Source organism: Vibrio sp. JZG120 (genome assembly GCF_053890955.1).
On sequence record NZ_JBSRRK010000005.1, the window covers coordinates 80,055 to 104,534 of the forward strand.

The 24,480-nt window shown below is 46.2% G+C and carries 20 protein-coding genes; 9 read left to right on the plus strand and 11 right to left on the minus strand.

Going from position 1 to position 24,480, the window contains the following annotated elements; translation table 11 throughout:
* Window positions 1–720 precede the first annotated feature (720 nt).
* From ACWPOD_RS11860 to hemN, 4 genes are all read left to right on the plus strand, one after another.
* Window positions 721–1,359, plus strand: a complete 639-nt coding sequence (locus tag ACWPOD_RS11860) for a class I SAM-dependent methyltransferase (RefSeq protein ID WP_456231911.1) — start codon at window positions 721–723, stop codon at window positions 1,357–1,359.
* Window positions 1,359–1,901 (plus strand): Der GTPase-activating protein YihI, encoded by a 543-nt coding sequence (gene yihI / locus ACWPOD_RS11865; RefSeq protein WP_005394455.1) that lies wholly within the window; start codon window positions 1,359–1,361, stop codon window positions 1,899–1,901. Before ACWPOD_RS11860 ends, yihI begins: the two co-directional genes overlap by 1 nt.
* Window positions 1,902–1,908: 7 nt before the next feature.
* A complete protein-coding gene (locus ACWPOD_RS11870) occupies window positions 1,909–2,397 on the plus strand; it encodes a DUF2489 domain-containing protein (protein WP_005379254.1) in 489 nt (162 codons plus the stop codon).
* A gap of 184 nt (window positions 2,398–2,581) precedes the next feature.
* Window positions 2,582–3,973, plus strand: a complete 1,392-nt coding sequence (gene hemN / locus ACWPOD_RS11875; RefSeq protein WP_005394456.1) for an oxygen-independent coproporphyrinogen III oxidase — start codon at window positions 2,582–2,584, stop codon at window positions 3,971–3,973.
* Between the two features lie 70 nt (window positions 3,974–4,043).
* Here the strand turns inward: hemN and add are convergent, their stop codons facing one another.
* From add to glnA, 6 genes are all read right to left on the minus strand, one after another.
* Window positions 4,044–5,048, minus strand: a complete 1,005-nt coding sequence (gene add / locus ACWPOD_RS11880) for an adenosine deaminase (protein WP_456231912.1) — start codon at window positions 5,046–5,048, stop codon at window positions 4,044–4,046.
* 147 nt (window positions 5,049–5,195) lie between these two features.
* Window positions 5,196–7,742, minus strand: a complete 2,547-nt coding sequence (gepA, locus tag ACWPOD_RS11885) for a phosphodiesterase GepA (protein ID WP_456231913.1) — start codon at window positions 7,740–7,742, stop codon at window positions 5,196–5,198.
* 102 nt (window positions 7,743–7,844) lie between these two features.
* Entirely contained in the window at window positions 7,845–9,248 is a 1,404-nt protein-coding gene (gene glnG / locus ACWPOD_RS11890) for a nitrogen regulation protein NR(I) (protein ID WP_005395036.1), read from the minus strand.
* Window positions 9,249–9,305: 57 nt separating this feature from the next.
* Window positions 9,306–10,352 (minus strand): nitrogen regulation protein NR(II), encoded by a 1,047-nt coding sequence (gene glnL / locus ACWPOD_RS11895; RefSeq protein WP_005395035.1) that lies wholly within the window; start codon window positions 10,350–10,352, stop codon window positions 9,306–9,308.
* Between the two features lie 132 nt (window positions 10,353–10,484).
* Window positions 10,485–11,066 (minus strand): DUF4124 domain-containing protein, encoded by a 582-nt coding sequence (locus ACWPOD_RS11900; protein WP_145533313.1) that lies wholly within the window; start codon window positions 11,064–11,066, stop codon window positions 10,485–10,487.
* A 196-nt stretch (window positions 11,067–11,262) separates the two neighbouring features.
* The gene (glnA, locus tag ACWPOD_RS11905) at window positions 11,263–12,672 is read right to left on the minus strand and encodes a glutamate--ammonia ligase (protein WP_005395023.1); all 1,410 of its coding nucleotides are present in this window, start codon (window positions 12,670–12,672) and stop codon (window positions 11,263–11,265) included.
* A gap of 529 nt (window positions 12,673–13,201) precedes the next feature.
* Here glnA and typA point away from each other — a divergent pair.
* Both typA and ACWPOD_RS11915 read left to right on the plus strand, forming a co-directional pair.
* On the plus strand, window positions 13,202–15,031 hold the full coding sequence (gene typA / locus ACWPOD_RS11910; RefSeq protein ID WP_046874152.1) for a translational GTPase TypA: 1,830 nt from the start codon (window positions 13,202–13,204) through the stop codon (window positions 15,029–15,031).
* Window positions 15,032–15,111: 80 nt separating this feature from the next.
* Window positions 15,112–15,654: an AAA family ATPase gene (locus ACWPOD_RS11915; protein ID WP_256955785.1), complete on the plus strand. Its 543-nt coding sequence runs from the start codon at window positions 15,112–15,114 to the stop codon at window positions 15,652–15,654.
* Between the two features lie 31 nt (window positions 15,655–15,685).
* Here the strand turns inward: ACWPOD_RS11915 and ACWPOD_RS11920 are convergent, their stop codons facing one another.
* Window positions 15,686–16,327 carry a DUF2959 domain-containing protein gene (locus tag ACWPOD_RS11920; RefSeq protein ID WP_456231914.1) on the minus strand — a complete coding sequence of 214 codons (642 nt, stop codon included), beginning with the start codon at window positions 16,325–16,327 and terminating at the stop codon, window positions 15,686–15,688.
* A 34-nt stretch (window positions 16,328–16,361) separates the two neighbouring features.
* On the opposite strand from ACWPOD_RS11920, the gene ACWPOD_RS11925 reads away from it, so the two are divergent.
* From ACWPOD_RS11925 to ACWPOD_RS11935, 3 genes are all read left to right on the plus strand, one after another.
* Window positions 16,362–17,306, plus strand: a complete 945-nt coding sequence (locus ACWPOD_RS11925) for a virulence factor BrkB family protein (protein WP_005379281.1) — start codon at window positions 16,362–16,364, stop codon at window positions 17,304–17,306.
* Entirely contained in the window at window positions 17,278–17,712 is a 435-nt protein-coding gene (gene dtd / locus ACWPOD_RS11930) for a D-aminoacyl-tRNA deacylase (protein ID WP_012841223.1), read from the plus strand. Before ACWPOD_RS11925 ends, dtd begins: the two co-directional genes overlap by 29 nt.
* A 106-nt stretch (window positions 17,713–17,818) precedes the next feature.
* Window positions 17,819–18,736, plus strand: coding sequence for a bifunctional GNAT family N-acetyltransferase/hotdog fold thioesterase (locus ACWPOD_RS11935; RefSeq protein ID WP_005395003.1), 918 nt, complete (start codon window positions 17,819–17,821; stop codon window positions 18,734–18,736).
* 13 nt (window positions 18,737–18,749) lie between these two features.
* On the opposite strand, the gene ACWPOD_RS11940 is transcribed toward ACWPOD_RS11935, so the two are convergent.
* The 4 genes from ACWPOD_RS11940 to hslR form a co-directional block, all read right to left on the minus strand.
* A complete protein-coding gene (locus ACWPOD_RS11940; protein WP_456231915.1) occupies window positions 18,750–20,843 on the minus strand; it encodes an AsmA family protein in 2,094 nt (697 codons plus the stop codon).
* A gap of 193 nt (window positions 20,844–21,036) precedes the next feature.
* A complete protein-coding gene (gene pckA / locus ACWPOD_RS11945) occupies window positions 21,037–22,665 on the minus strand; it encodes a phosphoenolpyruvate carboxykinase (ATP) (RefSeq protein ID WP_047009389.1) in 1,629 nt (542 codons plus the stop codon).
* Between the two features lie 337 nt (window positions 22,666–23,002).
* Entirely contained in the window at window positions 23,003–23,878 is an 876-nt protein-coding gene (hslO, locus tag ACWPOD_RS11950) for an Hsp33 family molecular chaperone HslO (RefSeq protein ID WP_046874147.1), read from the minus strand.
* Between the two features lie 31 nt (window positions 23,879–23,909).
* Window positions 23,910–24,296, minus strand: a complete 387-nt coding sequence (gene hslR, locus ACWPOD_RS11955; RefSeq protein ID WP_031780440.1) for a ribosome-associated heat shock protein Hsp15 — start codon at window positions 24,294–24,296, stop codon at window positions 23,910–23,912.
* Window positions 24,297–24,480 lie beyond the last annotated feature (184 nt).

Consider the following 24,480-nt stretch of genomic DNA (forward strand, 5'->3'; position numbering starts at 1 on the left):
AGATATCACAGTCGAGTTTGGATGCGAAAGCGATAGTTGGCTCGGCAGTTTGTGAGACATTTGCCATACTTGATGTTGGCTTTTTCTTGTTGGTGTTTTTAAGTTTTTGATTAAATGATAATTTTGATGTTTTAGAAAAATAGGCGGATGATTTTTTCAACTCATTACTTGTGAGCATCGCGGGATGGCGTAAAGTAGAAGTTGTTCACAGGGGGTGAATGTAAGGATTTAAGACCACGGTTTAGGTCTCCAAGGATGTAGCTCGGATGCTTGGTGATTTAGAAAGGGATTTAGATAGGTAGGGAGCCTATCTGATAAGGATGGTCATCTCGTCTGACGGTTAAGACAGTGAAACGGATCAGGCACAGGAAGTTGCTCAGTAGACAGGAAGTAAACGGATAGCCAAAACTCATCAGGAAGATGAAAAACAACTCTTTTTGGCAGGGAAAGCTCGAAAAACAAAGGGAACATTGATGCACCAAATGCGTGCAACACAGTTTCGCCAATTGATGGCACTTAGAAAGCGACAGTCTGACTGTCGCTTTTTTTATATTCTTTTCCCTTGGTAAGTCGCAATCTGAATTACGATTACTGCACTTATTTACTTCGATGGGTTGTAAACAAAGTTTTTTAACAAAAATTGCTGAAAAAATGCTCAGCAACACTCCAATCTGAGTTCACTTTCTGGTATGTTTCGCATCCCTGTTTGAGGAAGTCAGCATGCATACCTGTCCTTTATGCCAAAATCAGCGTACTCATCACTATTTTGAAGATAAGCGACGTGAATATCTTCAATGTGAGCAGTGCTGTTTGGTGTTCGTGAATCCAGACCAACGTTTGGGTGCGGAAACCGAAAAAGCTCACTATGATTTGCATGAGAACAACCCTGAAGATTTAGGTTACCGACGCTTTTTGTCGCGTATTGCTGACCCGATCACAGAGCGAATTTCTCCACAATCAAATGGTATCGACTTTGGTTGTGGTCCTGGCCCAACGCTCTCCTTGATGCTGGAAGAGGCGGGGCACAACATGGCGTTGTACGATCTCTACTACCACCCTGATACGTCGGTTTTAGATAAAACGTATGACTTCATGACAGCAACAGAGGTGATAGAGCACCTCTACCACCCAGATTTGGTGTGGAAGCAATGGTTGAATTTAGTTAAGCCAGGGGGCTGGATAGGCCTGATGACGAAAATGGTCATCGACGTGGAGGCTTTCAAATCATGGCATTATAAGAACGATCTCACTCACGTAGTGTTCTTTAGTCGTGACACGTTCCAGTTCCTAGCAGAGCGGGATAAGCTCGAACTCGAATTTATTGGTAATGATGTAATTTTACTGAGGAAACCCCAGTAATGAGCCGTAGTAAAAAATCTAGAAAGCCAGGTGCCGCTGGCGCACCTGAGTTTGTTGTAACTCGTAACCGTACAGAATCTGATGTGGAAGGCCGCCTACGCAAGCGTGCTAAAAAGCGCAAAGGCTTGAAAACGGGTAACCGTAACTCAGAAGTTAACGAGCAGAAAAAGCAAGCTGCTGCACAAAACCGCGACCCGCGTTTAGGCAGTAAAAAGAAAATTCCTCTGGTTGTTGAGCCTGCGAAGAAAATGACGAAGCAAGAGCGTCGTTTGTCGGCAGAGCAAGAACTAGAGATGCTAGAAAATGACGCGCAATTGAACGTGTTGCTAGACCGTATTGAAGCGGGTGAAAACCTAGGCACAGGTCTACAGAAATACGTCGATGAGAAGCTCGACCGCATTGAGAAGCTAATGGACCAACTAGGTTTGTTGGAACCTGAAGAAGAGGAAGACTTCACTGCTCCTGCTGAGAAAAGCACGCGCAATGATGATGACTTGCTGGCAGATTTCGACGACATTAACTTCGACGACTACAAAGGATAATTAAGCTATGAATGTAACCTTATTAGCTATTGCTGGTGTTGTGATTATCATCGCACTTGCTTCTTATGCAGGTTACCTTCTGCTTCAATTGAAAAAGCAAAAGGAATTGCAGCTAAAGCATCAAAAATTGGCGATAGATAAACGTAACGCCAACATTTTTGAGAATGTGCATACCTTGTGTCAGGCGGGTATTCAAGGCCAATGCGATTTATCTGAAATCAGTATTCGTGTGTATAACATCATGGATTATGTACAAGGTGAAGACCGTGTCGATTTCGATAAAACGTACCCTGCAATTTCTGAGCTTTACCATATCGTGAAAGATATGGCGCGTGGTGAAGAACGCCAACAACTTGCCAAGAAAGAGCGTATGCAACAGAACTTGACGCGTCATAAAGCGGAAAGCCGCCTCACTGATGCGATCATTGAGGAGCTCAAAGTGTTGCAGAAAAACGTCCAGCCACTGAATAATCAAATCAATATTCAGATGATTTAATAGTTACCCCCAATGGTTTCCTTATGACTGCTGGGGGTATCGTGATCACGCTAGCACTTCTTTAGTTTTATACTTAAAAAGCCAGTCGGCGTTGCCACGCTTGTCATCGTCGTATGGCAAAATAGCGGCTCTGAATATCGGGTGACGGCTTTCGTTGCCCTAGCATTTAACGGAAAGTACCACCATGTCGAATCAACACACTGAATCGAAGCAGCAAATCGTCTGGGATCAAGCGGTATTGGATAAGTACAACTATTCCGGTCCTCGCTACACGTCGTACCCAACGGCGCTGGAGTTCCATGAAGCGTTCACCATTTCTGATTATGATATGGCATGCACTCAGTACCCAGACCGCCCATTATCGCTGTACGTGCACATTCCGTTCTGTCACAAGCTTTGTTACTACTGTGGTTGTAATAAAGTCATTACGCGCCACTCGCACAAAGCGGACGAATACCTCGATGTGCTTGAGCATGAGATTCGTCAACGTGCAGCCTTATTGGTGGGCAGAACGGTAACGCAATTGCACTTTGGTGGTGGTACGCCAACGTTCCTTTCTGAAAAGCAAATTACACGCGTAATGAGCCTGTTGCGCCAAGAGTTTACCTTTAGCAGTGATGCTGAAATCAGTATCGAAGTTGACCCGCGTGAAATTCAGATCACCATGCTGGATCACCTGCGTAGTGAAGGCTTTAACCGCTTGAGCATCGGTGTTCAGGACTTCAACAAAGAAGTGCAAAAATTGGTGAACCGTGAGCAAGATGAAGAGTTCATCTTTGCGATGGTTGCGCGCGCAAAAGAGTTGGGTTTCCGTTCGACAAACCTAGATTTGATCTACGGCTTGCCAAAGCAAACCAAAGCCTCTTTTGCCAAGACGTTAGAACAAGTACTGGAAATGCAGCCGGGCCGTCTGTCCGTATTTAACTACGCGCACATGCCACAGCTATTTGCAGCGCAGCGTAAGATTAAAGACGAAGATCTGCCTAAAGCAGAAGAGAAGATGGCGATTCTGCAAGATACCATCGCGACACTGACTGGCGCTGGCTATCAATTTATCGGCATGGACCACTTTGCTTTACCGGACGATGAGCTTGCCGTCGCTCAGCGCGAAGGTATTTTGCATCGCAACTTCCAAGGCTACACCACACAAGGTGAATGTGATTTGGTTGGCTTTGGTGTCTCTGCAATCTCGATGATCGGCGATGCATACGCGCAAAACCAGAAAGAGCTGAAGAAATACTACGCTCAAGTCAACGAACTTCGTCACGCACTGTGGAAAGGGGTTTCGCTGGATTCTGATGACTTGCTCCGTCGCGAAGTGATCAAGCAGCTGATTTGTAATTTTAAACTAGACAAGAAAGCGATCGAGTCTGAGTTTAAAGTGAAGTTTGATCAGTACTTTAAAGAAGACTTGCAGCTACTTCAGACCTTCATCAACGATGAGCTGGTGGAAGTGGATGACAATGAAATTCGTGTGACGCTGCGAGGTCGTTTGCTGATCCGTAATATTTGTATGAGCTTCGATAAGTACCTGCGAGCGAAGGCGCGTCAGCAACAATTCTCTCGTGTTATCTAATCATAGACGCCGATTCAAGATATAAAAAAATGCCAGCAGATGCTGGCATTTTTTTATGTTTTCGCTGGATTTAAGCGCGATCTTTTACTTTTGCTTTCAGTTCCGCTTTTTCTGCTTCTGAAAGGAATGCAATCTCAAGACCATTGATTTGTGCTTGGCGAATCTGGTCTTGGCTCAGACCAGCTGCTGGTGCCGCTACTTCGTATTCGTATGGCAGCTCGATACCTTCAACCGCTGGGTCGTCAGTGTTCAGACACGCAAGAACTCCATGCTCTAGGAACTGTTTGAGAGGGTGGTTTTCTAACGTTTCTACCGTGCTTGTTTGGTAGTTTGATGTTAGGCAAGACTCAATACCAATGCGGTTTTCTGCTAGGTAATCCATCAGTTTTGGATCGTGGATCGCTTTTACGCCGTGACCGATACGAGTTGCGCCCAGCTCATTGATTGCTTGCCACATGCTCTCTGCACCTGCTGCTTCACCAGCATGAACCGTTACCCCAAGGCCAGCGTCGCGTACTTGTTTGAAGTGAGACACAAAGCGATCGCCCGGTTGGCCCAGTTCGTCACCCGCCAAGTCGACGGCAACGATGTGATCTTTTTGGCTCAGAATGCCGTCCAGTTCTTGTTGGCACGCGTCGGTGCTAAATGTGCGGCTCATGATGCCGATCAGGTTGGCTTTCACGCCAAAATCGCGCATACCCGCTTGCACACCGTCCACGACGGCTTCAACAACACCCGCTACTGGTAACTTGTGTTTCATTGCCATGTAGTATGGTGAGAAACGCAGTTCAGCGTAATCGATTTGAGCGTTTAGTGCGTCTTCCACGTTTTCGTACGCCACACGACGACATGCATCTAGGTCGCCCAGTACCGCAACACCCCAGTCGAGCTTAGAAAGGAAAGCAACAAGAGAGGGTTCCGCTTCGACAATTTGAACGTGAGGAGTTAGAGACTCAATATCGTACGCTGGCAGAGCAATACCAAATTTTTGGCCAAGCTCAAGAATCGTTTTAGTACGAATGTTACCGTCTAGGTGGCGGTGCAAATCAGTAAGAGGAAGGTTCTTCGTTATCATTATGTCGATCCGGATAGTTATGAACTGGAACAGGGCCCAAACATCATCTGTGACAATACATGGGTAAGATTTGCAGTTAAGTATAAATAACAGTTAGGTAGATTGTCAGTAGAGGATGACTAGGAAATCAACGATTATCGCTCTTTTCTACTTCATGTTAACCAAATTTGTTGGCCACTCTTCTAGTGGCATTGGACGACTGTAATAGAAGCCTTGCACTTGGTTGCAGCCTAAAGACCGCAATAATTGTGCTTGATTGCTATCCTCTACGCCTTCTGCGACGACATTGGTTTTGAGGCCCGCGGTGATATTGATGACCGCAGCAACGACCGAACTGTCTAAGTTTTCTTGCGTGAGTTGATTGATGAAGGTGCGATCAATCTTTAAACAAGTAAATGGCAGTGAGTGAAGATAACCCAGTGATGAGTAACCGGTACCGAAATCATCGATCGCGATACCAATCCCCATATCACGCAGTTTGGTCATATTTTCCAGCGTGGTTGGTGCGCTATCAATAATGCGCGACTCGGTGATCTCCAGTGTTAGATTACTGGCGGGTAATTTCGTGGTATCCAATACGTTGGTCACCGTATCGACAAAATCAGGGCAGGACAGTTGATTAACGGAGATGTTCACATGCAGTTGGAAGTCTGATTGCCACTGATTACTTTGAATGGCTTGGTATGTATCGCGGCAAGCTTGTAACAGAATTTGTTGGCCAATGGCTTTGATCATGCCGCTTTCTTCTGCGATTGGAATAAAATCTAATGGTGACACCATTCCTGAGTCACTGTGCCAGCGCGCCAGCGCTTCTGCGCCACACACATTACCACTAGCGAGATCCACAATAGGTTGATAATGAGGGACAAATTCTTGGTTTTCGATGCCAGTTTGAATCTTAGTCAGCATTTGGGTGCGGAACTTTGAAGCGCTTGCTAGTTCAGGGCTGTAATGACAGACACCGGTCAGTGAGTCTTGCTTGGCGTAGCTTAATGCGATGCTGGCGTTGCGAAGCCACAGCGGCATGGTTTCATTTGGTTGGGTTTGCACAATGCCAAGTGAAATCTTCATCACTACATTCTCACCTTCCACCATAAATGGGGTGGAAAAGAGTTGCTGTAATCGACGCTCGGTTTGTTTAACTTTGGCTTCAGTATCGGCGTTTGAGAGAAACACTGCGAACTCATCACCACCAATCCGAGCCAGTAACGCGTTATCACTAAACTCTTGTTTTAGCCTTTCTGCGATGCTGACCAACAGTTGATCACCGTTATGATGCCCCACACTGTCGTTGATATCTCTAAATTTGTTGATACCAAGTAAAAATAAACTGCCGTGGCACAGGTGAGATTGGTTCTCACAGATTTCGACCAAGCCCTGACGACTGTATAAGCGTGTCAGAGAGTCATAAACCAACTGCTCACGCAACGCTTTAAATGAGGCTCTGAGGTTACTCGTCATCTCATTAAAGGCATGCACAAGTACTGTTGTCTCATACACATAACCAGGTTTTGGCATACTGCTGTCCCAATCGCCATTCGCAAGGTGTTGGGCGGCGTCGGCCGTTGCGTTAATCGGTCTGGTGACTCGGTTGAAAATGATCCAACTGATGGCGATACCAAATAAGCTGACGATAAACCCGACCAGCCAACTCTTTTGTTGGCTTTTCGGCAATGTACCCAGCAACTCGGATTCAGATATAGAGGTGCCAATAAACCATGTTAAACCGTTTTGATCTCGGTATGGGGTTAGTCGGCTGAAAATACGTTGGCCGTCATGCTCAAATGAAAAGGTGTAAGGTTGCTTAGTATTGTTGAGATCAAACGACCGAACGCGGCTCGCACTGATTTTGATGATCGGATCTGCGTTTTCAGCCGCAAACAAACGCTGCCCTTTATCAGAAAACTTTGTGCCCCATGAGATGACGCTTCCCGGGCCTGAGTGAGCGATTAAACGATGCTCTGGGTCCATGATGTAGACCGAAGCTTTGGTGTTGTATTTTAACTCACGTAGAAATTCGTTAAATGTGTTGATGCGAATGTCTGTCACCAACACGCCAGCAAATTGGTCGTGTTTATACACTGGTGTCATGGCTGACAGCGTAATATCCTGGCGTTCATCGGCATTCGTATAAATCTCAGACCACATCGAGGTTTGAGTCTCTGCGACGGGCGTATACCATGGGCGAGTGCGAGGATCGTATGGAGAGATAACCGTTCGAATGCTATTACTCACATGGTTGGTGCCATAAATAATCAGATCACCATCGGTATATCGATCTTGAACCATTAAGGTGTAATCGTCGGAAAGCTCGCGGCGGAACCCGGCAAAGTCACCGCTTTCTGAACCAAATGCGATGACATCCAACTGCGGTATCGATTGGTAAAGGTTTTTGAATGCACTCAGCAGGTAGCTTTGAATATCTGAGGTGTCGTGAGGGTGATAAAGGTTGTGATAGCTGACGTTATGCGCGAGAGCCATAACCGCAGTAAACGGCTTGCGCAGATAGCTATTAAGGTGGTCGTGGACACTTTCGGTTAACACGGAAAGTTGTTTGTCGCTGATATCTGTGACCACTTCTTCGTAGCTTTGCTTTTGGACGTAGACAATGACACCGATCGCCAGTAAGAAGATCATGACAAATGGAATGAGAACAGCGGTACGCAGTGTAATTTGAGTCGTAGCAGTAGACATTGCCTAATCACATAGATGGTGGTGCGCCACAATTGTACTGATATTTTTGTTAATATCGAGTGACAAACGACTCTCGTTGTTAACGCACCACGTAAGTGATTGTCAGTACAATTCTTTTAATTTTCTGGTAAGCGTGTTTCGCCCCCAGCCTAATACTTTAGCGGCATCTTGCTTGTGACCTTTAGTGTGCTCCAAAGCGGCCTCTAATAAAATGCGCTCAAATTCTGGTAAAGCATAAGAAAGCAGTTCTTTATCTCCTGCCGCGAGTGATTGACGTGCCCAATCCGCCAATTGTTCTTGCCAGCTGCCATGCTCAGAGTCCGAAATGGATTTTTTCTCTTCGAGCAGTTCGCTTGGTAAGTCGTTTGGCAATACCTCGCTACCACTGGCCATGACGGTTAACCAACGGCAAATATTCTCTAATTGACGCACGTTGCCCGGCCAATCAAGGCGGTTAAGAATTTCAACGGTCGACGGATGCAGAGTTTTGGTTTCGACCCCCAGCTCATCAGCCGCTCGGATAAGAAAATGCTGCGTAAGTTTTTCGATGTCCTGCTTACGTTCACGCAATGCCGGAATCTGCACTCGAATCACGTTCAAGCGATGGAATAAATCTTCACGGAAATCGCCTTCATGCACCAGCTTTTCTAAATTCTGGTGTGTTGCCGCGACAATCCTTACGTCGACGCTGATTGGGGAGTGACCGCCCACTCGATAAAACTGTCCATCGGCCAGAACACGCAGCAAACGGGTTTGAATATCTAACGGCATGTCACCGATTTCGTCTAAAAATAGGGTGCCGCCATTGGCTTGTTCGAATCGACCCTGACGAACATTGTTCGCCCCGGTAAATGCCCCTTTTTCATGACCAAACAACTCTGACTCAATCAGATCTTTGGGAATCGCCGCCATATTGAGTGCAATAAAAGGTTTGTTGGCGCGAGGACTATGGCGGTGCAACGCATGAGCAACGAGCTCTTTACCCGTGCCCGATTCACCGTTAATCAATACTGAAATTGAGGAGCGAGAAAGACGGCCAATGGCGCGAAATACTTCTTGCATGGCTGGCGCTTCACCGATGATTTCTGGCGTTTCTGCTGGAATGTCTTCTGGAGAGAGTTGCTCACGTTTATTTTCGTGACTGTGTGCAATCGCTCGCTCAACTAACGTTAAGGTTTCATCGATATCAAAAGGTTTTGGTAAGTATTCAAAGGCGCCTTTTTGGTACGCATTCACTGCCGCATCCAAATCTGAGTGGGCGGTCATGATAATCACGGGAAGGTCTGGGTAATCGCGCTGTACTTGTTTTAGCAGCTCTAATCCATCAATGCCCGGCATGCGAATGTCCGATACCAGCACATCTGGTACTTCGCGTTCGAGCGCCATCAAAACGCTTTCCCCATCGGCATAGGTTTCGCATTTTATGTTGGCAGAGGAGAGCGTTTTCTCCATCACCCAGCGAATGGAACTGTCGTCATCAACGACCCAAACATATCCTTTACTCATGTAGTAATCCTTGCAGCAAACCGAAAAACTGATGCGACTTGAAGTCCATTAGCGCAATCAGATCGGCAAATAAATAGTAAATGTTGTGTGACCAGGCCAGCTTTCTACGTCTATTTTTCCATTGTGCTGGTCGATCAAATTTTGTGAAATAGACAGCCCTAAGCCAGTTCCTCCCTCGCGGCCACTGACCATGGGATAGAACAGCGTGTCTTGTAATTCCGGTGGAATGCCTGGGCCGTTGTCTGTGATTTCGACACGCGCAGCGAGTTTACAGCGTTTGCCGTGAATATTAGCTTGATGCACCGTTCTGGTGCGAATGGTGATTTTACCGTGTTCTTGATGGCTAAGAATTTGCGCTGCATTACTGACGATATTAAGCATCGCCTGTTCGATTTGGTCCGCATCCATCAAAATTTCTGGCAAGCTCGGGTCGTAATCGCGTTCAATCACGATTGAACGTTGCGATTCTAATTCAACCAACTGGCGGACCTTTTCCAGAATTTGATGCAAGTTTTCTTGTGTCTTCTTACCTGGCTTTTGTGGCCCGAGTAATCGATCAACGAGCGCTCTTAAACGGTCGGCTTGCTCAATAATGATGTGCGTATACTCGGTGAGAGAAGGCTCTGGCAGCATTTTTTCTAGCAATTGCGCTGCACCACGTAATCCACCTAGCGGGTTTTTGATCTCATGTGCAAGCCCTCGGACTAACAGTTTCGCCGCTTGTTGTTGGGCGTGCTGGTTCAGTTCTTGAGAGAGTCGGCGCTGTTGATCAATTTTGCGCATCTCGACGAGTAACATCAGTTGTTTTTGCCAAGTGATTGGGCTAACTGTCACCTCTAGCATTAAGGGGCGGCCATCAACAACGAAAGTGACGTCACTGTCGGTGATGCTTTGGCCACTTTGCAATGGTTGAGTGAGCAGCGCGAGATCCAGCGACGCATGTTGAATCAATTGAGAAAGCGATTGTTCAACAATACGTTTCGCGCTTTGAGAAAACAGCAACTCGGCAGCCGGATTGGCATAACGGATAGCCAATCCATCATCAAGAATCAGTGTTGCTGTCACCATGTTGTTGAGAATGGCACTAGGAAGACTGGTATCCACATTACGTCCTTGTTTTGCTTTAAGATTGTGCGTTGCACAATAATGGTGCAATTGAACGTTAAGTATGGCGAATAAATCTCAGAAGAAAAAGTGAAAAGCACCGCAGTGATGCTATTTTTTTCACCAGATATTCTATTTTGCCCCTTTTACGGTCGGCTTAACACTTGCTCTATGTAAATGCACCGTTATAGGGCTAGTAGATGCAATAAGCTTGCCGCTTCTTTTCGCGTGCACGGCCAGTGTGTGGGTACCTCGGTCAATATTGTTTAACTGCCACGTCATATGGCTTTGTGGCGCACCATAAGGTTTTCCGTCGAGCAGCAGTTGCAACTGTTCACCGATACCAAGCTTGCGATTGGTTTCCAGTTGAATATTGATGATGCCTCGGTTGCTGCGGATGGTTTCGTTATGTTGAGGAGTCAGCATCGAGAGCTTTAATGGGAGAGGTTTATCGGTTTTCTTTTCCGGCTTGTCTTGTGGCTCTTTCGATGGCTTGGTCTGAGGGGCGAGTGATTCCGTGCTTTCTACCTTAGGAGCGGGTGCGCTGGCTTCAAGGTTTGGCAGCGCGATGGCTTTTGCACCTTGGTTTGGCGTATCACTAAAATGAACCACGCCATTTTTATCTACCCATGTATAAGCAACCTGCGCTGATGCGATGGAGGCGATTAACAATCCGCTGAGAGCACATAGCGATGGAATAAGCTGAACTTTCATTGCTCACCTTCTTTTGATCGATGATTTCACGTTTCAATGGCTTAGCTCTTTGACCTACAAGGTAAAAAGTCCAAGCGTATTTTTATTATCCCCTCATGTTAAACGTCGAATCTTGACTGACGAATACAAAAAAGGCCCGCCTGCGAGGCGAGCCTAATATTTTGTTGCTGTGTTTACATTTTACACAGTGTCGACCTTATACAGAGTAGTAAAGTTCGAACTCAACTGGGTGAGTTGTCATGTTCACGCGCTCTACGTCCTGAGATTTCAGCTCGATGTAAGAGTCGATGAAGTCGTCAGAGAATACACCACCCGCTGTTAGGAATTCACGATCAGCATCTAGCTCTGCTAGTGCGTCTTTCAGTGAGTATGCAACCGTTGGGATTTCTGCTGCTTCTTCTGCTGGTAGATCGTAAAGGTCTTTATCCATTGCTTCGCCTGGGTGGATCTTGTTCTTAATACCGTCAAGACCAGCCATTAGCATTGATGCAAAGCATAGGTATGGGTTAGCCGCTGGGTCACCAAAGCGAACTTCGATACGACGTGCTTTCGGGCTTGGTACCACTGGGATACGGATTGAAGCAGAGCGGTTACGTGCAGAGTAAGCAAGCATAACTGGCGCTTCGAAGCCTGGTACAAGACGTTTGTACGAGTTTGTTGATGGGTTAGCAAATGCGTTGATTGCACGAGCGTGTTTGATGATACCGCCAATGTAGTAAAGCGCCATTTCAGATAGACCGCCGTACTTGTCACCAGCAAATAGGTTTACACCATCTTTCGCTAGAGATTGGTGAACGTGCATACCGCTACCGTTGTCACCAACAAGTGGTTTAGGCATGAATGTTGCCGTTTTACCAAACGCGTGAGCAACGTTGTGTACAACGTACTTGTAGATTTGGATTTCGTCAGCTTTGGTTGTTAGCGTGTTGAAACGAGTTGCGATTTCGTTTTGACCCGCTGTTGCCACTTCGTGGTGGTGCGCTTCAACAACAAGACCCATTTCTTCCATTACTAGACACATAGCAGAACGGATGTCTTGAGATGAATCCACTGGAGCTACAGGGAAGTAACCACCTTTAACGCCTGGACGGTGACCTTTGTTACCTTCTTCGTAATCAGAACCTGTGTTCCATGCTGCTTCTACGTCATCGATCTTGAAGAAAGAGCCTGACATGTCAGTCGCGAATTTCACGTCGTCAAATAGGAAGAATTCTGGCTCAGGACCGATAAGTACAGTATCTGCAACGCCAGTAGAGCGCATGAAGTCTTCAGCGCGTTTTGCGATAGAACGTGGGTCACGGTCGTAGCCTTGCATTGTTGCCGGCTCTAAGATGTCACAACGGATGTTTAGTGTTGCGTCTTCCGTGAATGGGTCAAGCACAGCAGAAGATGCGTCAGGCATCATTACCATGTCTGATTCGTTGATACCTTTCCAGCCAGCAACTGATGAACCATCGAACATTTTACCTTCTTCGAAGAAGTCTGCGTCGATTTGGTGAGCAGGGATCGAAATGTGCTGCTCTTTACCTTTTGTATCAGTGAAGCGTAGGTCAACAAACTTAACTTCGTTTTCTTGGATCAGCGATAGAACGTTTTCTACTGACATCTTGGATAACCTCCAGTGTTAATAAGCGGTAAAAGCTCGATTTATGAATTATTCATGAAACCTGGCATTGATTAATCAATTTGACTTTTCATTAATCGATGCTGTTTAACTAAAGCCAAAACCGTGCCAAAAAAAATATTCCATTAATTTCAAGCAATTGTGTTTTTTGGCGCTAGCTTGGTGCAGATGATTGCACCAAAATGATCTTTACTTGCACTATTGTGGTGCGGGAAATCATTATTGCACCATAATGTGACAGGCGCATTGCTTATTCAGCCCAGTTTTTGAGCAAGAGTCAATTTGAATTATGCATCGATTAGAATAAAGTTGCGTTTAATCAATTCGTTCTGAGGAAGAAAATGGGCATTAAGCGTAAAAATCGCAGAAATGCTCGGGAGTAGATCACATATTTCTAGGCTTTTTGCTAAAATCTGGTACATTATGGCCGTTTTTTTAATCAGCAAATGTCGCCAGAGAGCACCCGTTCTCAGCGTGGGGGCATTTCATCTATCTAAGTGAATCAATATCCATGGCTACTCCACAGATTGATAAATTAAGAAATATCGCGATCATCGCGCACGTTGACCACGGTAAAACCACGTTGGTTGACAAGCTGCTACAACAATCAGGCACGCTTGAGTCTCGCGGTGAAGCTGAAGAGCGAGTCATGGACTCGAACGACATCGAGAAAGAGCGCGGTATTACCATTCTTGCTAAAAACACAGCAATCGACTGGAACGATTACCGTATCAACATCGTAGATACTCCGGGACACGCGGACTTCGGTGGCGAAGTTGAACGTATCATGTCGATGGTAGACTCTGTACTACTTATCGTTGACGCGGTTGATGGTCCAATGCCTCAAACGCGTTTCGTAACACAAAAAGCGTTTGCTCATGGTCTAAAACCAATCGTTGTTATCAACAAGATTGACCGCCCTGGCGCACGTCCTGATTGGGTTATGGACCAAGTGTTCGACCTATTCGACAACCTAGGTGCTTCTGACGAACAGTTAGATTTTAAAGTGGTTTACGCTTCTGCTCTTAACGGTTGGGCTTCTCTAGAAGAAGGCGAAACTGGCGAGAACATGGAACCGCTATTCGAAACTATCGTTGGCGAAGTAGCTGCACCAGAAGTTGACCTAGATGGTCCACTACAGATGCAAATCTCTCAGTTGGATTACAGCTCTTACGTTGGCGTTATCGGCGTTGGCCGTGTAACTCGTGGTAGCGTTAAGCCAAACCAGCAAGTAACCGTTGTTGGTGCAGACGGCAAAACTCGCAACGGTAAAGTGGGCACAGTAATGGGCTACCTAGGCCTAGAGCGTCACGAAGTTGAGCAAGCTAACGCGGGTGATATCATTGCAATCACTGGTCTTGGCGAGCTTAAAATCTCTGACACTATCTGTGCACAAAACGCAGTAGAAGCACTACCAGCACTGTCTGTTGATGAACCAACAGTAACCATGACGTTCCAAGTAAACACGTCTCCATTCGCTGGTAAAGAAGGTAAGTTCGTCACTTCACGTAACATCCTTGAGCGTCTAGAGAAGGAACTGGTACACAACGTTGCACTGCGCGTTGAACAAACAGACGATCCAGACAAATTCCGCGTATCAGGCCGTGGTGAGCTTCACCTGTCTATCCTGATCGAAAACATGCGTCGTGAAGGCTTCGAGCTTGCCGTATCTCGTCCAGAAGTAATCATCAAAGAAGAAGATGGTCAGCTAATGGAACCGTTTGAAACGGTAACTATCGACGTAATGGAAGAGCACCAAGGCGGTATCATGGAGAATATCGGCCTACGTAAAGGTGAGCTGAAAGATATGGCTCCAGACGGTAAAGGCCGTGTACGTATGGACTTCATCATGCCATCTCGTGGTCTGATCGGCTTCCAAACGGAATTCATGACACTGACTTCTGGTTCTGGTCTTCTATACCATACGTTTGACCACTACGGCCCACACAAAGGCGGTAACATCGGTCAGCGTATCAACGGTGTTCTGATTGCTAACGCTGCGGGTAAAGCGCTAACTAACGCACTGTTCAACCTTCAAGAACGTGGTCGTCTATTTATCGGTCACGGTGTGGAAGTTTATGAAGGCATGGTTATCGGTATTCACAGCCGCGACAACGACCTAACAGTAAACGCACTGAAAGGTAAGCAGCTAACCAACGTTCGTGCATCTGGTACAGATGACGCACAGGTTCTAACTCCGCCAATCATCATGACGCTAGAGCAAGCGCTTGAGTTCATCGATGACGACGAGCTAGTAGAAGTAACACCTGAAAGCATCCGTATCCGTAAGAAATTCCTAACGGAAAGCGATCGTAAACGTGCTTCTCGTGGCGCGAAATAACTTTCGTTAAGCGATTCAATTAAGAAGAAGCCCTGAGTTATGCTCAGGGTTTTTTGTATCTAGAGAATGAAAATATCAGCATGAAGCCAATCGTGATTACTGGTGGCCCTGGTGCGGGGAAAACCACCCTACTGAATGCATTAGAGCGGCAAGGGTATGCGACGTTTGCAGAGAGCTCTCGTACGCTGATTGAACAGCAAAGCCAGTTAGACGACGGTATCTTGCCGTGGACGAACCTGCCTGAGTTTGCTCAATTGTGTCTCGACTTGATGAGCAAGCAAAAGAGTGATGCGCGTTGTCATGACGTTGCGTTTGTTGATCGCGCGATCCCAGACATCATTGCTTACTTACAAGTGGGCGGTTGTAAGGTTGACCAAGCTTTCTTAACCGAAAGTGCTGGGTACTATAGCCAGGTGTTTACTTGTCGACCTGAAGCATCCATTTACGTGCAAGATGAAGTTCGTCCACACAGCTTTGAAGAAGCATTGGAGATTCATCAATCCTTAGTGGATATCTATGCTGAATTAGGTTACGAAGTGGTAGAAGTGCCATGGGGCAGTGTGCTAGAACGAGTAGGCTTTGTTCGAAGAGTCATCGGTTTATTTGATGAGGTCGCAGACTAAAACCTCCTCGCTAGGAGGAGGCTTGAATCATTTACTTTTGATTGAGCTTTTGTAGGAACTTATCAGACTCTGCAATCGCTTCGTTCATCTGTTTGATGGCAAACTGAATGTCTTTCTCTAGACTAGAAAATTCACCTTGTAGAGAGCCAATCGCACTCGCGTTAAGGTTGTGTTTCAAGTACAACGTGTTGTCGCGCAGTGTATTTAGTACAGGCGTCATCTTTTTCTCTGCACGCTTCATTGCGCTAAGCATGGTTTTGTACGAAGCTTTGGTTTCACGTAGCTTTTGTTCGCTTGAACGGCGCAATTTCGCGCTCGAGTACAGCTCTAGTTCGCCTTGCCATTCATCAAACAGTGCGCCGGAAACGTCTTCAATCGCAGCAATGCGGTCACGAACGTCTTGCGCCGCTTTTTCGCTGTCTTCGTACTTGTCATTGATTTTGTTGTAGACACTTTCTAGCTCACCACCATCAAAATTAGTGATCGCAGATAAGGCTTCGAGCGCACTGGTGAATTCTTCTTGTGCATCTTGTTGAGATTCTTTGGCATCTTCAACGCGGTCGACCATAATATCTCGTTTATGGTACCCAACTTGCTCCATCGCTGAGTAATAAGCAGATTGACACCCTGTTAAAGTGAAAATTGATAGTACAATTGCTAATAAATAAGGCATTCTTATGTCCTCGACGCTAATTATGGGATGAACTATGAACCAGTTATCAGAGAGTTACAAGGCAAGATTAATCAATCTACTGCCAAGTTGCGTCGCGTTTTTTAAGTATCTTCTTAAGCGATTAACGCATGATCGCGTCAATGTGAACGCGGGCTATCTTGCCTACATTACCTTGTTATCCATCGTGCCAATGCTGACGGTATTGTTATCAATATTGTCGAAATTTCCCGTTTTTGCGAACGTCGGTGAGGTGTTGCAAGGCTACATTATTGAGAATTTTGTTCCGGCATCTGGGGAAGCTGTACATACGGCATTGCAGGAATTTGTGGCGAATACGGGCAAAATGAGCGCGGTTGGCGGTGGGTTTTTATTCATTGCTGCAGTCATGCTGATTTCGAACATTGATAAGAACTTAAACTACATTTGGCGAGTTAAAGATAAGCGCCGTTTAGTATTTTCATTCTCTATGTATTGGATGGTACTCACGTTAGGGCCGATCATGGTCGGTGCGAGTATCGCGGCTACATCGTACGTGACCTCACTGCAAATTTTAGAGAACGAGACATTATCTGGTGCGTTCAATCTGTTTTTACGTTGGTTACCGCTGTTGTTGTCTTTTTTCGCTTTCCTTGGCTTATATATTCTGGTGCCGAATAAAAAAGTGCACCTGGCTCATGGCGCGATGGGGGCAGCAGTCGCTGCGATACTGTTCGAATTAAGTAAAAAGGGCTTTGCACTCTACATCACGCAGTTCCCCTCTTATCAGCTCATTTACGGCGCGTTAGCCGCGATTCCTATCTTGTTTGTTTGGGTGTATTTATGCTGGATGATCGTGTTATTGGGTGCGGAAGTCACAGCTGCGCTTGGTGAGCGAGAGCACTGGAGTGAAGATTTAGACATGATACACTCGACCGCTGAATCTCAGTTAACAGATGAAGGAAGCGAGAGTAGTGATAGCGCTAATTCAACGAGTCAGTGAAGCTGCCGTCCGTGTGGATGGTGAAGTCGTAGGGGAAATTGATCGTGGTCTGCTGGTCTTATTAGGAGTAGAGAAAGACGACGATGAGGCCAAAGCAAAACGCTTGATGGAGCGTGTTACGACCTACCGCGTGTTCGAAGATGATGAAGGTAAGATGAACCTGAACGTCAAACAGGTAGAAGGCAAAGTGCTGGTGGTTTCTCAATTTACGTTACCTGCGGATACAAAAAAAGGCACTCGTGCTGGCTTTTCTCGCGGTGCGCATCCTGCTGATGCTGAGCGCTTGTATGATTACTTTTCTGATTTGTGTGAACAAGTTTTACCCACACAGCGTGGCCGCTTCGCTGCCGATATGAAAGTGTCCTTAGTGAATGACGGTCCGGTGACGTTTTGGTTGCAGGTCTAGTCTGGTAACACAAGCGCCATGGTCTAAGCTTTAACTCCAAGCTCATGGAATTGGCTTGGAGTGATTTTCCCGACATTTATTAGTGTTGTGCTTTCAAAGGATTGATATGTTCAAACTCATTACTCCCAAAACCGATAATCAGATAAATAAGTATTATCAGTTTCGCTGGCAACTGCTTCGTGAGCCATGGCGTATGCCAATTGGCTCTGAACGCGATGAATACGATGAAATGAGCCATCACCGTATGATTGTTGATGGCCGAGGTCGTCCTATGGCGATCGGTCGTTTATACATTACGCCGGATAATGATGGCCAAATCCGCTATATGGCGGTTAAAAATAATCGCCGCAGTAAAGGTATGGGCTCGCTGGTTCTGGTCGCGCTAGAGTCGTTAGCACGCCAAGAAGGGGCGAAGCGCTTGGTGTGTAATGCCCGTGAAGATGCCATCGCATTTTACGAGAAAAATGGCTTTGAGCGTCGCGGTGAACTGACCGACGAGCGCGGTCCTGTGCGTCACCAGCAAATGGTGAAACCATTGGATCCGATGGCGAATGTGTTGCGTCGCCCAGAATGGTGCACTGAACTTCAGCAGCGCTGGGAGCAACAGATCCCAATTAGCGACAAAATGGGGATAAAAATTAACCAGTACACGGGTTACCAGTTTGAATGCTGCGCTCAACTTAATCCAAACCTTAATCCGCATAACACCATGTTTGCGGGGTCGGCTTTTACTTTAGCTACCTTGACGGGGTGGGGTATGACGTGGCTGCTGCTTAAAGAGCGCGGTTTGCATGGTGATATTGTGTTGGCCGACAGCTCGATTCGTTATCGTCAACCAGTCGAACAAAACCCCGTGGCAAGTACTTCGTTGGATGGGATCAGTGGTGACCTAGATCGATTGGAGTCAGGGCGTAAAGCACGCATCGTCATTCACGTGGTGATTTATAGTGGCGACACGCCAGCCGTAGATTTTGTTGGTACCTATATGCTGATACCGAACTATTCGCAATTACTCAGCTGTTAATTGAGAGGGCGCCTTACTGATCTGTAGGGCGCTTATCTGTTTCGTTTTCTCGCTCTGTCGGTGGGAGGATTTGTTCCTCTGTGGTGGGATCAGTGACAGATGCTTCGTCTTCTTCGACAATTTCTTCGGAAAATTCTTCCTCTTGAATCTCCACATTGATGTTATCAATCGCAGTTGGCAGCTTCATGGCTGATTCACTTGTTTGTGGAGTGCTTTCAACATCAGCCGGTGCTTTTGGTGCTGGTGCTTTTAAACATTCATTATGATGGATTTCGCCACCGAGTAGATCGCCTTCAACGCTCCCGCACGAGTCCTTCCATTGATAAACAATGCCATTTAGCGGGTTGTTGGCCATATCAAACTCGCCCCAAACCCTACCACTCATAGCTTTCCCTGAAATGGTGACTGGTTCTATGGCGACTTTCCCTCGTTGCGCGCTTAAACGCAGCGGACTTAAGGTAATGGCTTTGAGCGAATGATTCGCTTGGGATTTAAAACGGGTATCTCGTAGGTTGGCTTCCACTTCACCCGATAAGCTGTAGGCCAGCATGTTGCGATCACCTGATAATCCTTGTAGAGCGAGGCTGAGATCGGAAAAACCATCAATAGCCAGTGTGTCGGGTAAATAATCGTGGAAGAGTGATAAGGGAATGCCATCGGCATTGAGGTTGAGTGCCCAAGGCTGGCTCGGAGTACTTAGGTCTATCTGTCCGATGCCTTCTACGTAGCCTTGCTCGAGTGGTGCAAAAAGGCGTGTCAGTTTCCAAAAGCCATTCTCACTTTGCATGGCAAGTGCAGCATGAGACGTGAGCACTTGGTTATAACTGGCGTTGACAACGCTAGCTTCCAGATCGCCATGCCAAAGGCCCCAACGTTGATTGACCTGTTTAAGATCAAGCTGCTGCCCTTCGATGTTTAAACCGGAGAACTGCCAATAAGGTTCGTGAGATAGCTGAATGATTTGGCTGCGCTCGATGTCGAGTCGTTGGATTGTGACATGATCTAACTTACTGATGGCGGCGTGCCACCAGTTTTGGTTATCTTCAGGTTGTATTGCCCACTTGAGGCCTTGAATGGAGGCTTCTTCGAGTTGCCATTGCGTTCGAGTGAACACCCCAGAGACCTGCACTCGACCTTGCTGCCAATCTAAGCTGAGCTCGTTGAGTTGGATTTTTTCAGGCTTGATAACAGCACTTAAACGTGGCTCTATTGCGGTTTGCTGTTGGAATCGGACGCTATCCGCCTGCAATGAAACTTGAGCCGTTGTCTCCCAGAGAGACAGTGGCAGTGTGGCGTTTTCTACGGAGAGCTCTAAGTTTTGCCAGTGCCAATCGCCCCATTCAATATCGGCGTTCAGTAAGTCTAAGCTATTAATGTGATTAATCTTGAATGGTATTGCTTGCCAAGGCTTAGCAAGCAGTGATTGGAGCTGGATATGATTGAGTTGCAACTTATTGATGGTCACATTCACTAAAGACCAGCCTTGTGGATACTGCTCGCCTTGCCCTGAAATTTGACTGTTACGCCAGTTAAATGAAGTGCCATAGAGCGTACTGTCTTGCGGTTTGTAGTCCATGTCGACCAAGACCTGATTAAAGGCTTCGCCATTCCAATAGATCTGGTCGGCTGCAAGTTGAACCTCGCCATATGGTATTAACTGGCCATTCCACAGTGGTGATTGAATTTGAAGGTCAATGCCATTACCAGAAAACTGCTCGTCGGCGTAATCAATATTTTTGAGCGCGATTTGATGGAACAAAACGTTATCTAAAGGCGGGAGCTTTGGCGCGCCATACTGCAAATTAAGTCCATCAATCAATAAGCTATCAACGATCCATTTACCATCGCGATAAACATCGGGATTCATCCATAAATCGACTTGCTCGATATAAGAAGCGTCGTCTACGTTTGTGTTCACACCCTGTAAAGTTAGGTGGTAGGGAAAATCGTAACGCACGCTTTCTGCTTGAAAGGGCAAGGAAATGCTGTTTGATAGCAGACGCCAAGTTGCATCGGCGTAAGATGTTGTTAACAGCGCAATCGTAGTGGCCGGAATGGCAACTAAGATAACCAGTAACAGAATTAGAACTCGACGCGCTGTTTTCATCCCTGCTAGAACCTACGTTTGCTATTAAATAAAACTAGATAGGCTTTAGCTTGTATCAATATTCTGCGGTATTCAATAAAAAGCCCCTCAAAAGAGGGGCTTGAAGTGGTTTTTTTGTAACTTGGTCTACGTAAAAGTGATAAGTGGCTGCCCACTTATCACTGTGGTTTACGCGATGTCGTTGTTACTCGACTTAATCAATCTGAGGGCCAGCGGCAACCAGAGATTTACCTTCCGCATTGTCCGTGTATTTATCAAAGTTATTGATAAAGCGTTCAGCCAAGTCTTTCGCTTTGCTTTCCCACTGAAGTGGATCAACGTACGTGTCACGAGGGTCTAGAATGCTTGGATCCACACCTGGTAGTGAAGTCGGTACTTCAAGATTGAAGATAGGAATGTGCTTAGTTGGTGCATCTTCAATCGAACCATCAAGAATCGCATCAATAATTCCGCGCGTATCTTGAATCGAGATACGTTTGCCAGTGCCGTTCCAACCTGTGTTCACTAGGTAAGCCTCAGCGCCTGCTGCTTCCATACGTTTAACCAGTACTTCTGCGTATTTAGTTGGGTGAAGCGTTAGGAACGCTGCGCCAAAACATGCAGAGAAGGTTGGCGTTGGCTCAGTAATACCACGCTCTGTTCCTGCCAGTTTTGCAGTAAAGCCAGATAGGAAGTGGTACTTCGTTTGCTCAGGTGTCAATTTAGACACTGGAGGTAGCACACCAAATGCGTCCGCCGATAGGAAGATCACTTTATTCGCGTGACCGCCTTTTGATACTGGCTTAACAATGTTGTCGATATGGTAGATAGGGTAAGAAACACGAGTGTTTTCTGTTTTCGAACCATCATCAAAGTCAATAGAGCCATCGCTACGTACCGTTACGTTTTCTAGCAGTGCATCACGGCGAATTGCGTTGTAGATGTCTGGCTCCGCTTCTTTCGATAGCTTGATGGTTTTCGCGTAACAACCACCTTCGAAGTTGAAAACGCCGTCATCATCCCAACCGTGCTCATCATCACCAATTAGCGCACGTTTAGGATCAGTCGATAGTGTGGTTTTACCCGTACCAGAGAGACCAAAGAATACCGCTACGTCGCCGTCTTTACCCATGTTAGCGCTACAGTGCATTGATGCGATGTCTTTTAATGGAAGGAAGTAGTTCATCATTGCGAACATGCCTTTCTTCATCTCACCGCCGTACCAAGTACCACCGATAAGTTGCATGCGCTCGGTTAGGTTAAATACGGTGAAGTTTTCTGAGTTCAGACCTTGCTCTTCCCATTTTGGGTTAGTGCATTTTGCGCCATTCATTACCACGAAGTCTGGTTCAAATGTTGTCAATTCTTCTTCTGTTGGGCGGATAAACATGTTTTTAACGAAGTGCGCTTGCCATGCGACTTCCGTGATAACACGAATGCTCAAACGCGTATCTGGGTTTGCACCACAGTAACCGTCAACAACAAACAAGCGCTTGTTAGAAAGCTGGTTTGTGACCAGTTCTTTCAGCTCGTCCCACACTTCTGGAGTGATTGGTTTGTTGTCATTTTTCACTTGATCAGACGTCCACCACATATGTTCTTCTGTCGTAGCGTCTTTGACGATGTATTTATCTTTTGGTGAGCGACCAGTAAAGATGCCAGTGTCAACGGCAACCGCACCTAGTTCAGTAACCACGCCACGCTCATAACCTGTTAGGTCTTCACGCGTTTCTTCCTCAAACAACATTTCGTAGCTAGGGTTGCGAATAACCTCTTTAACGTTATGCAGTCCGTGCTTGGTTAGATCAAGTGTTGCAGCCTTAGTATGTTCCATAACGGTCATAGGTGCTCCTTATAAGGATTTTTGTAGGGATTTTGTAAGAATGTTTTAATTTTAATCTGCTCACCATGCTAGCAACGGGGCGGGGAGAAAACAGGGAGATAGCTCAAAATTTATCCATGATTTCAATAAGGTTTTAGGTAACCCGTCACATATTGGTGGGAATAGTTTATCGTGCACGCAATCCTTTGCGCTAGGGCAAAATCATTATTAATTGTTTAAAATTAAGCAGTTGTTTTATTACGCTTGAAGCGAGGCATTACGAGGGGTTGATCACAAAAATGCCAGCATTAAGCTGGCATTTTGTAGGGTAAATTACGTGCTTGATAAGCTATGTAAATTAATGCAGGGTTTTCTTGTCCGCAGAAGCTTGTGCATATAGCTCGGTGACTTCTGCTTCGTCGAACGTATAGGTCGTGCCACAGTAATCACAATGTAAAGAAACGGATCCTACTTCAGCCAAAATGTCATAAATTTCAGCTTTCTCAACGGTGATGATAGCGGCACCACTACGATCACGAGAACAGCCACAATGGAATTCGACAGGTTGCGGTTCGTAAAGGCGCACTTTGTCTTGGTTATATAGGCGGTATAGTAGTTCGTTAGCTTCTAGACCAAATAGCTCTTCATCTTTTACCGTGTCAGTCAGTTGCTCTAGATGCTCGAAATCATCTGGTGAACCAGTGCCATCAGGGATTACTTGAATCAACATGCCTGCTGCGTGGGCTTTACCTTCGTGCTCGCCCGTGCGTATCCATAGGCGCGTTTTTAGCTGCTCTGAGTTTGCGAAGTAGCCTTCTAGTACGTCGGCTAGAGTATCACCTTCTAATCCAACGACACCTTGGTAACGCTCACCGTTTTTCGGTTCGATAGTGATAACGAGGTAACCTTTGCCCATGAGATCGTGGAGGCTTGCATCATCGGCAATATCGCCTTCCCAGCGAGCCACGCCACGAACGCGTTGCTTGTGGTCACCGTTGATAACGGCAAGAGATACAGGGCCGTCGCCTTGTAGCTGAATGGTGATTGAGCCTTCGAACTTAAGAGTGGCAGTTAAAAGAGTGGTTGAAACGAGTAGCTCACCCAGCAGTTTCTCTATTGCTGCCGGATATTCCTTGCTGGAGATAACACGTTGGTACGCTTCATCCAATTGTACCAACTCGCCACGTACTGAAAGATCTTCGAATAGGTAGCGGTTTAAAACATTATTTGCCATGGAGTGCTTTCCTCGTTGGTAATTCCGGCTTTTATTGGTGTTTGAACTTAATGATGTCTCTGCGCTGCTTTTTATCTGGGCGGCGTTCTGGACTTGGGTTGTGGGCATTAAGCTTACGTTGAGTCGCGTGTTCCTCACGTTTCGCTATACTTTCATTAGTTTCGCGATACAAGGTCTGTGCGATGGGAGCGCCTCGGCGTTGATCAGAAATTTTTTCGATGATCACCGTTTTTTCTTCGTTGCCTTGACGAAGTCTTACTTCGGCGCCCACTTCAACGATTTTACTCGGTTTGCTTCGTTGGCCATTATAGTGGACTTTACCACCATCGACCATGTTACGAGCGATAGAGCGGGTTTTATAAAATCTTGCGGCCCATAGCCATTTATCTAGCCTAACGGCTTCATTTAGGGAACTCATAGAACACTACGCTATCTAATCACTGCCCGAATATGGCAATGAGTGATGGATTATTCACCTACAGATGGAGTCAAGGCGTATTTTTTTCAAGGGAGTTGGCAAAAACTGCATAAGAAAAAGGTATGAAAGACAACTTGTGATATAGTTCACTGCTCTTTGTTGAGTAATAATTTTATTGCAAATT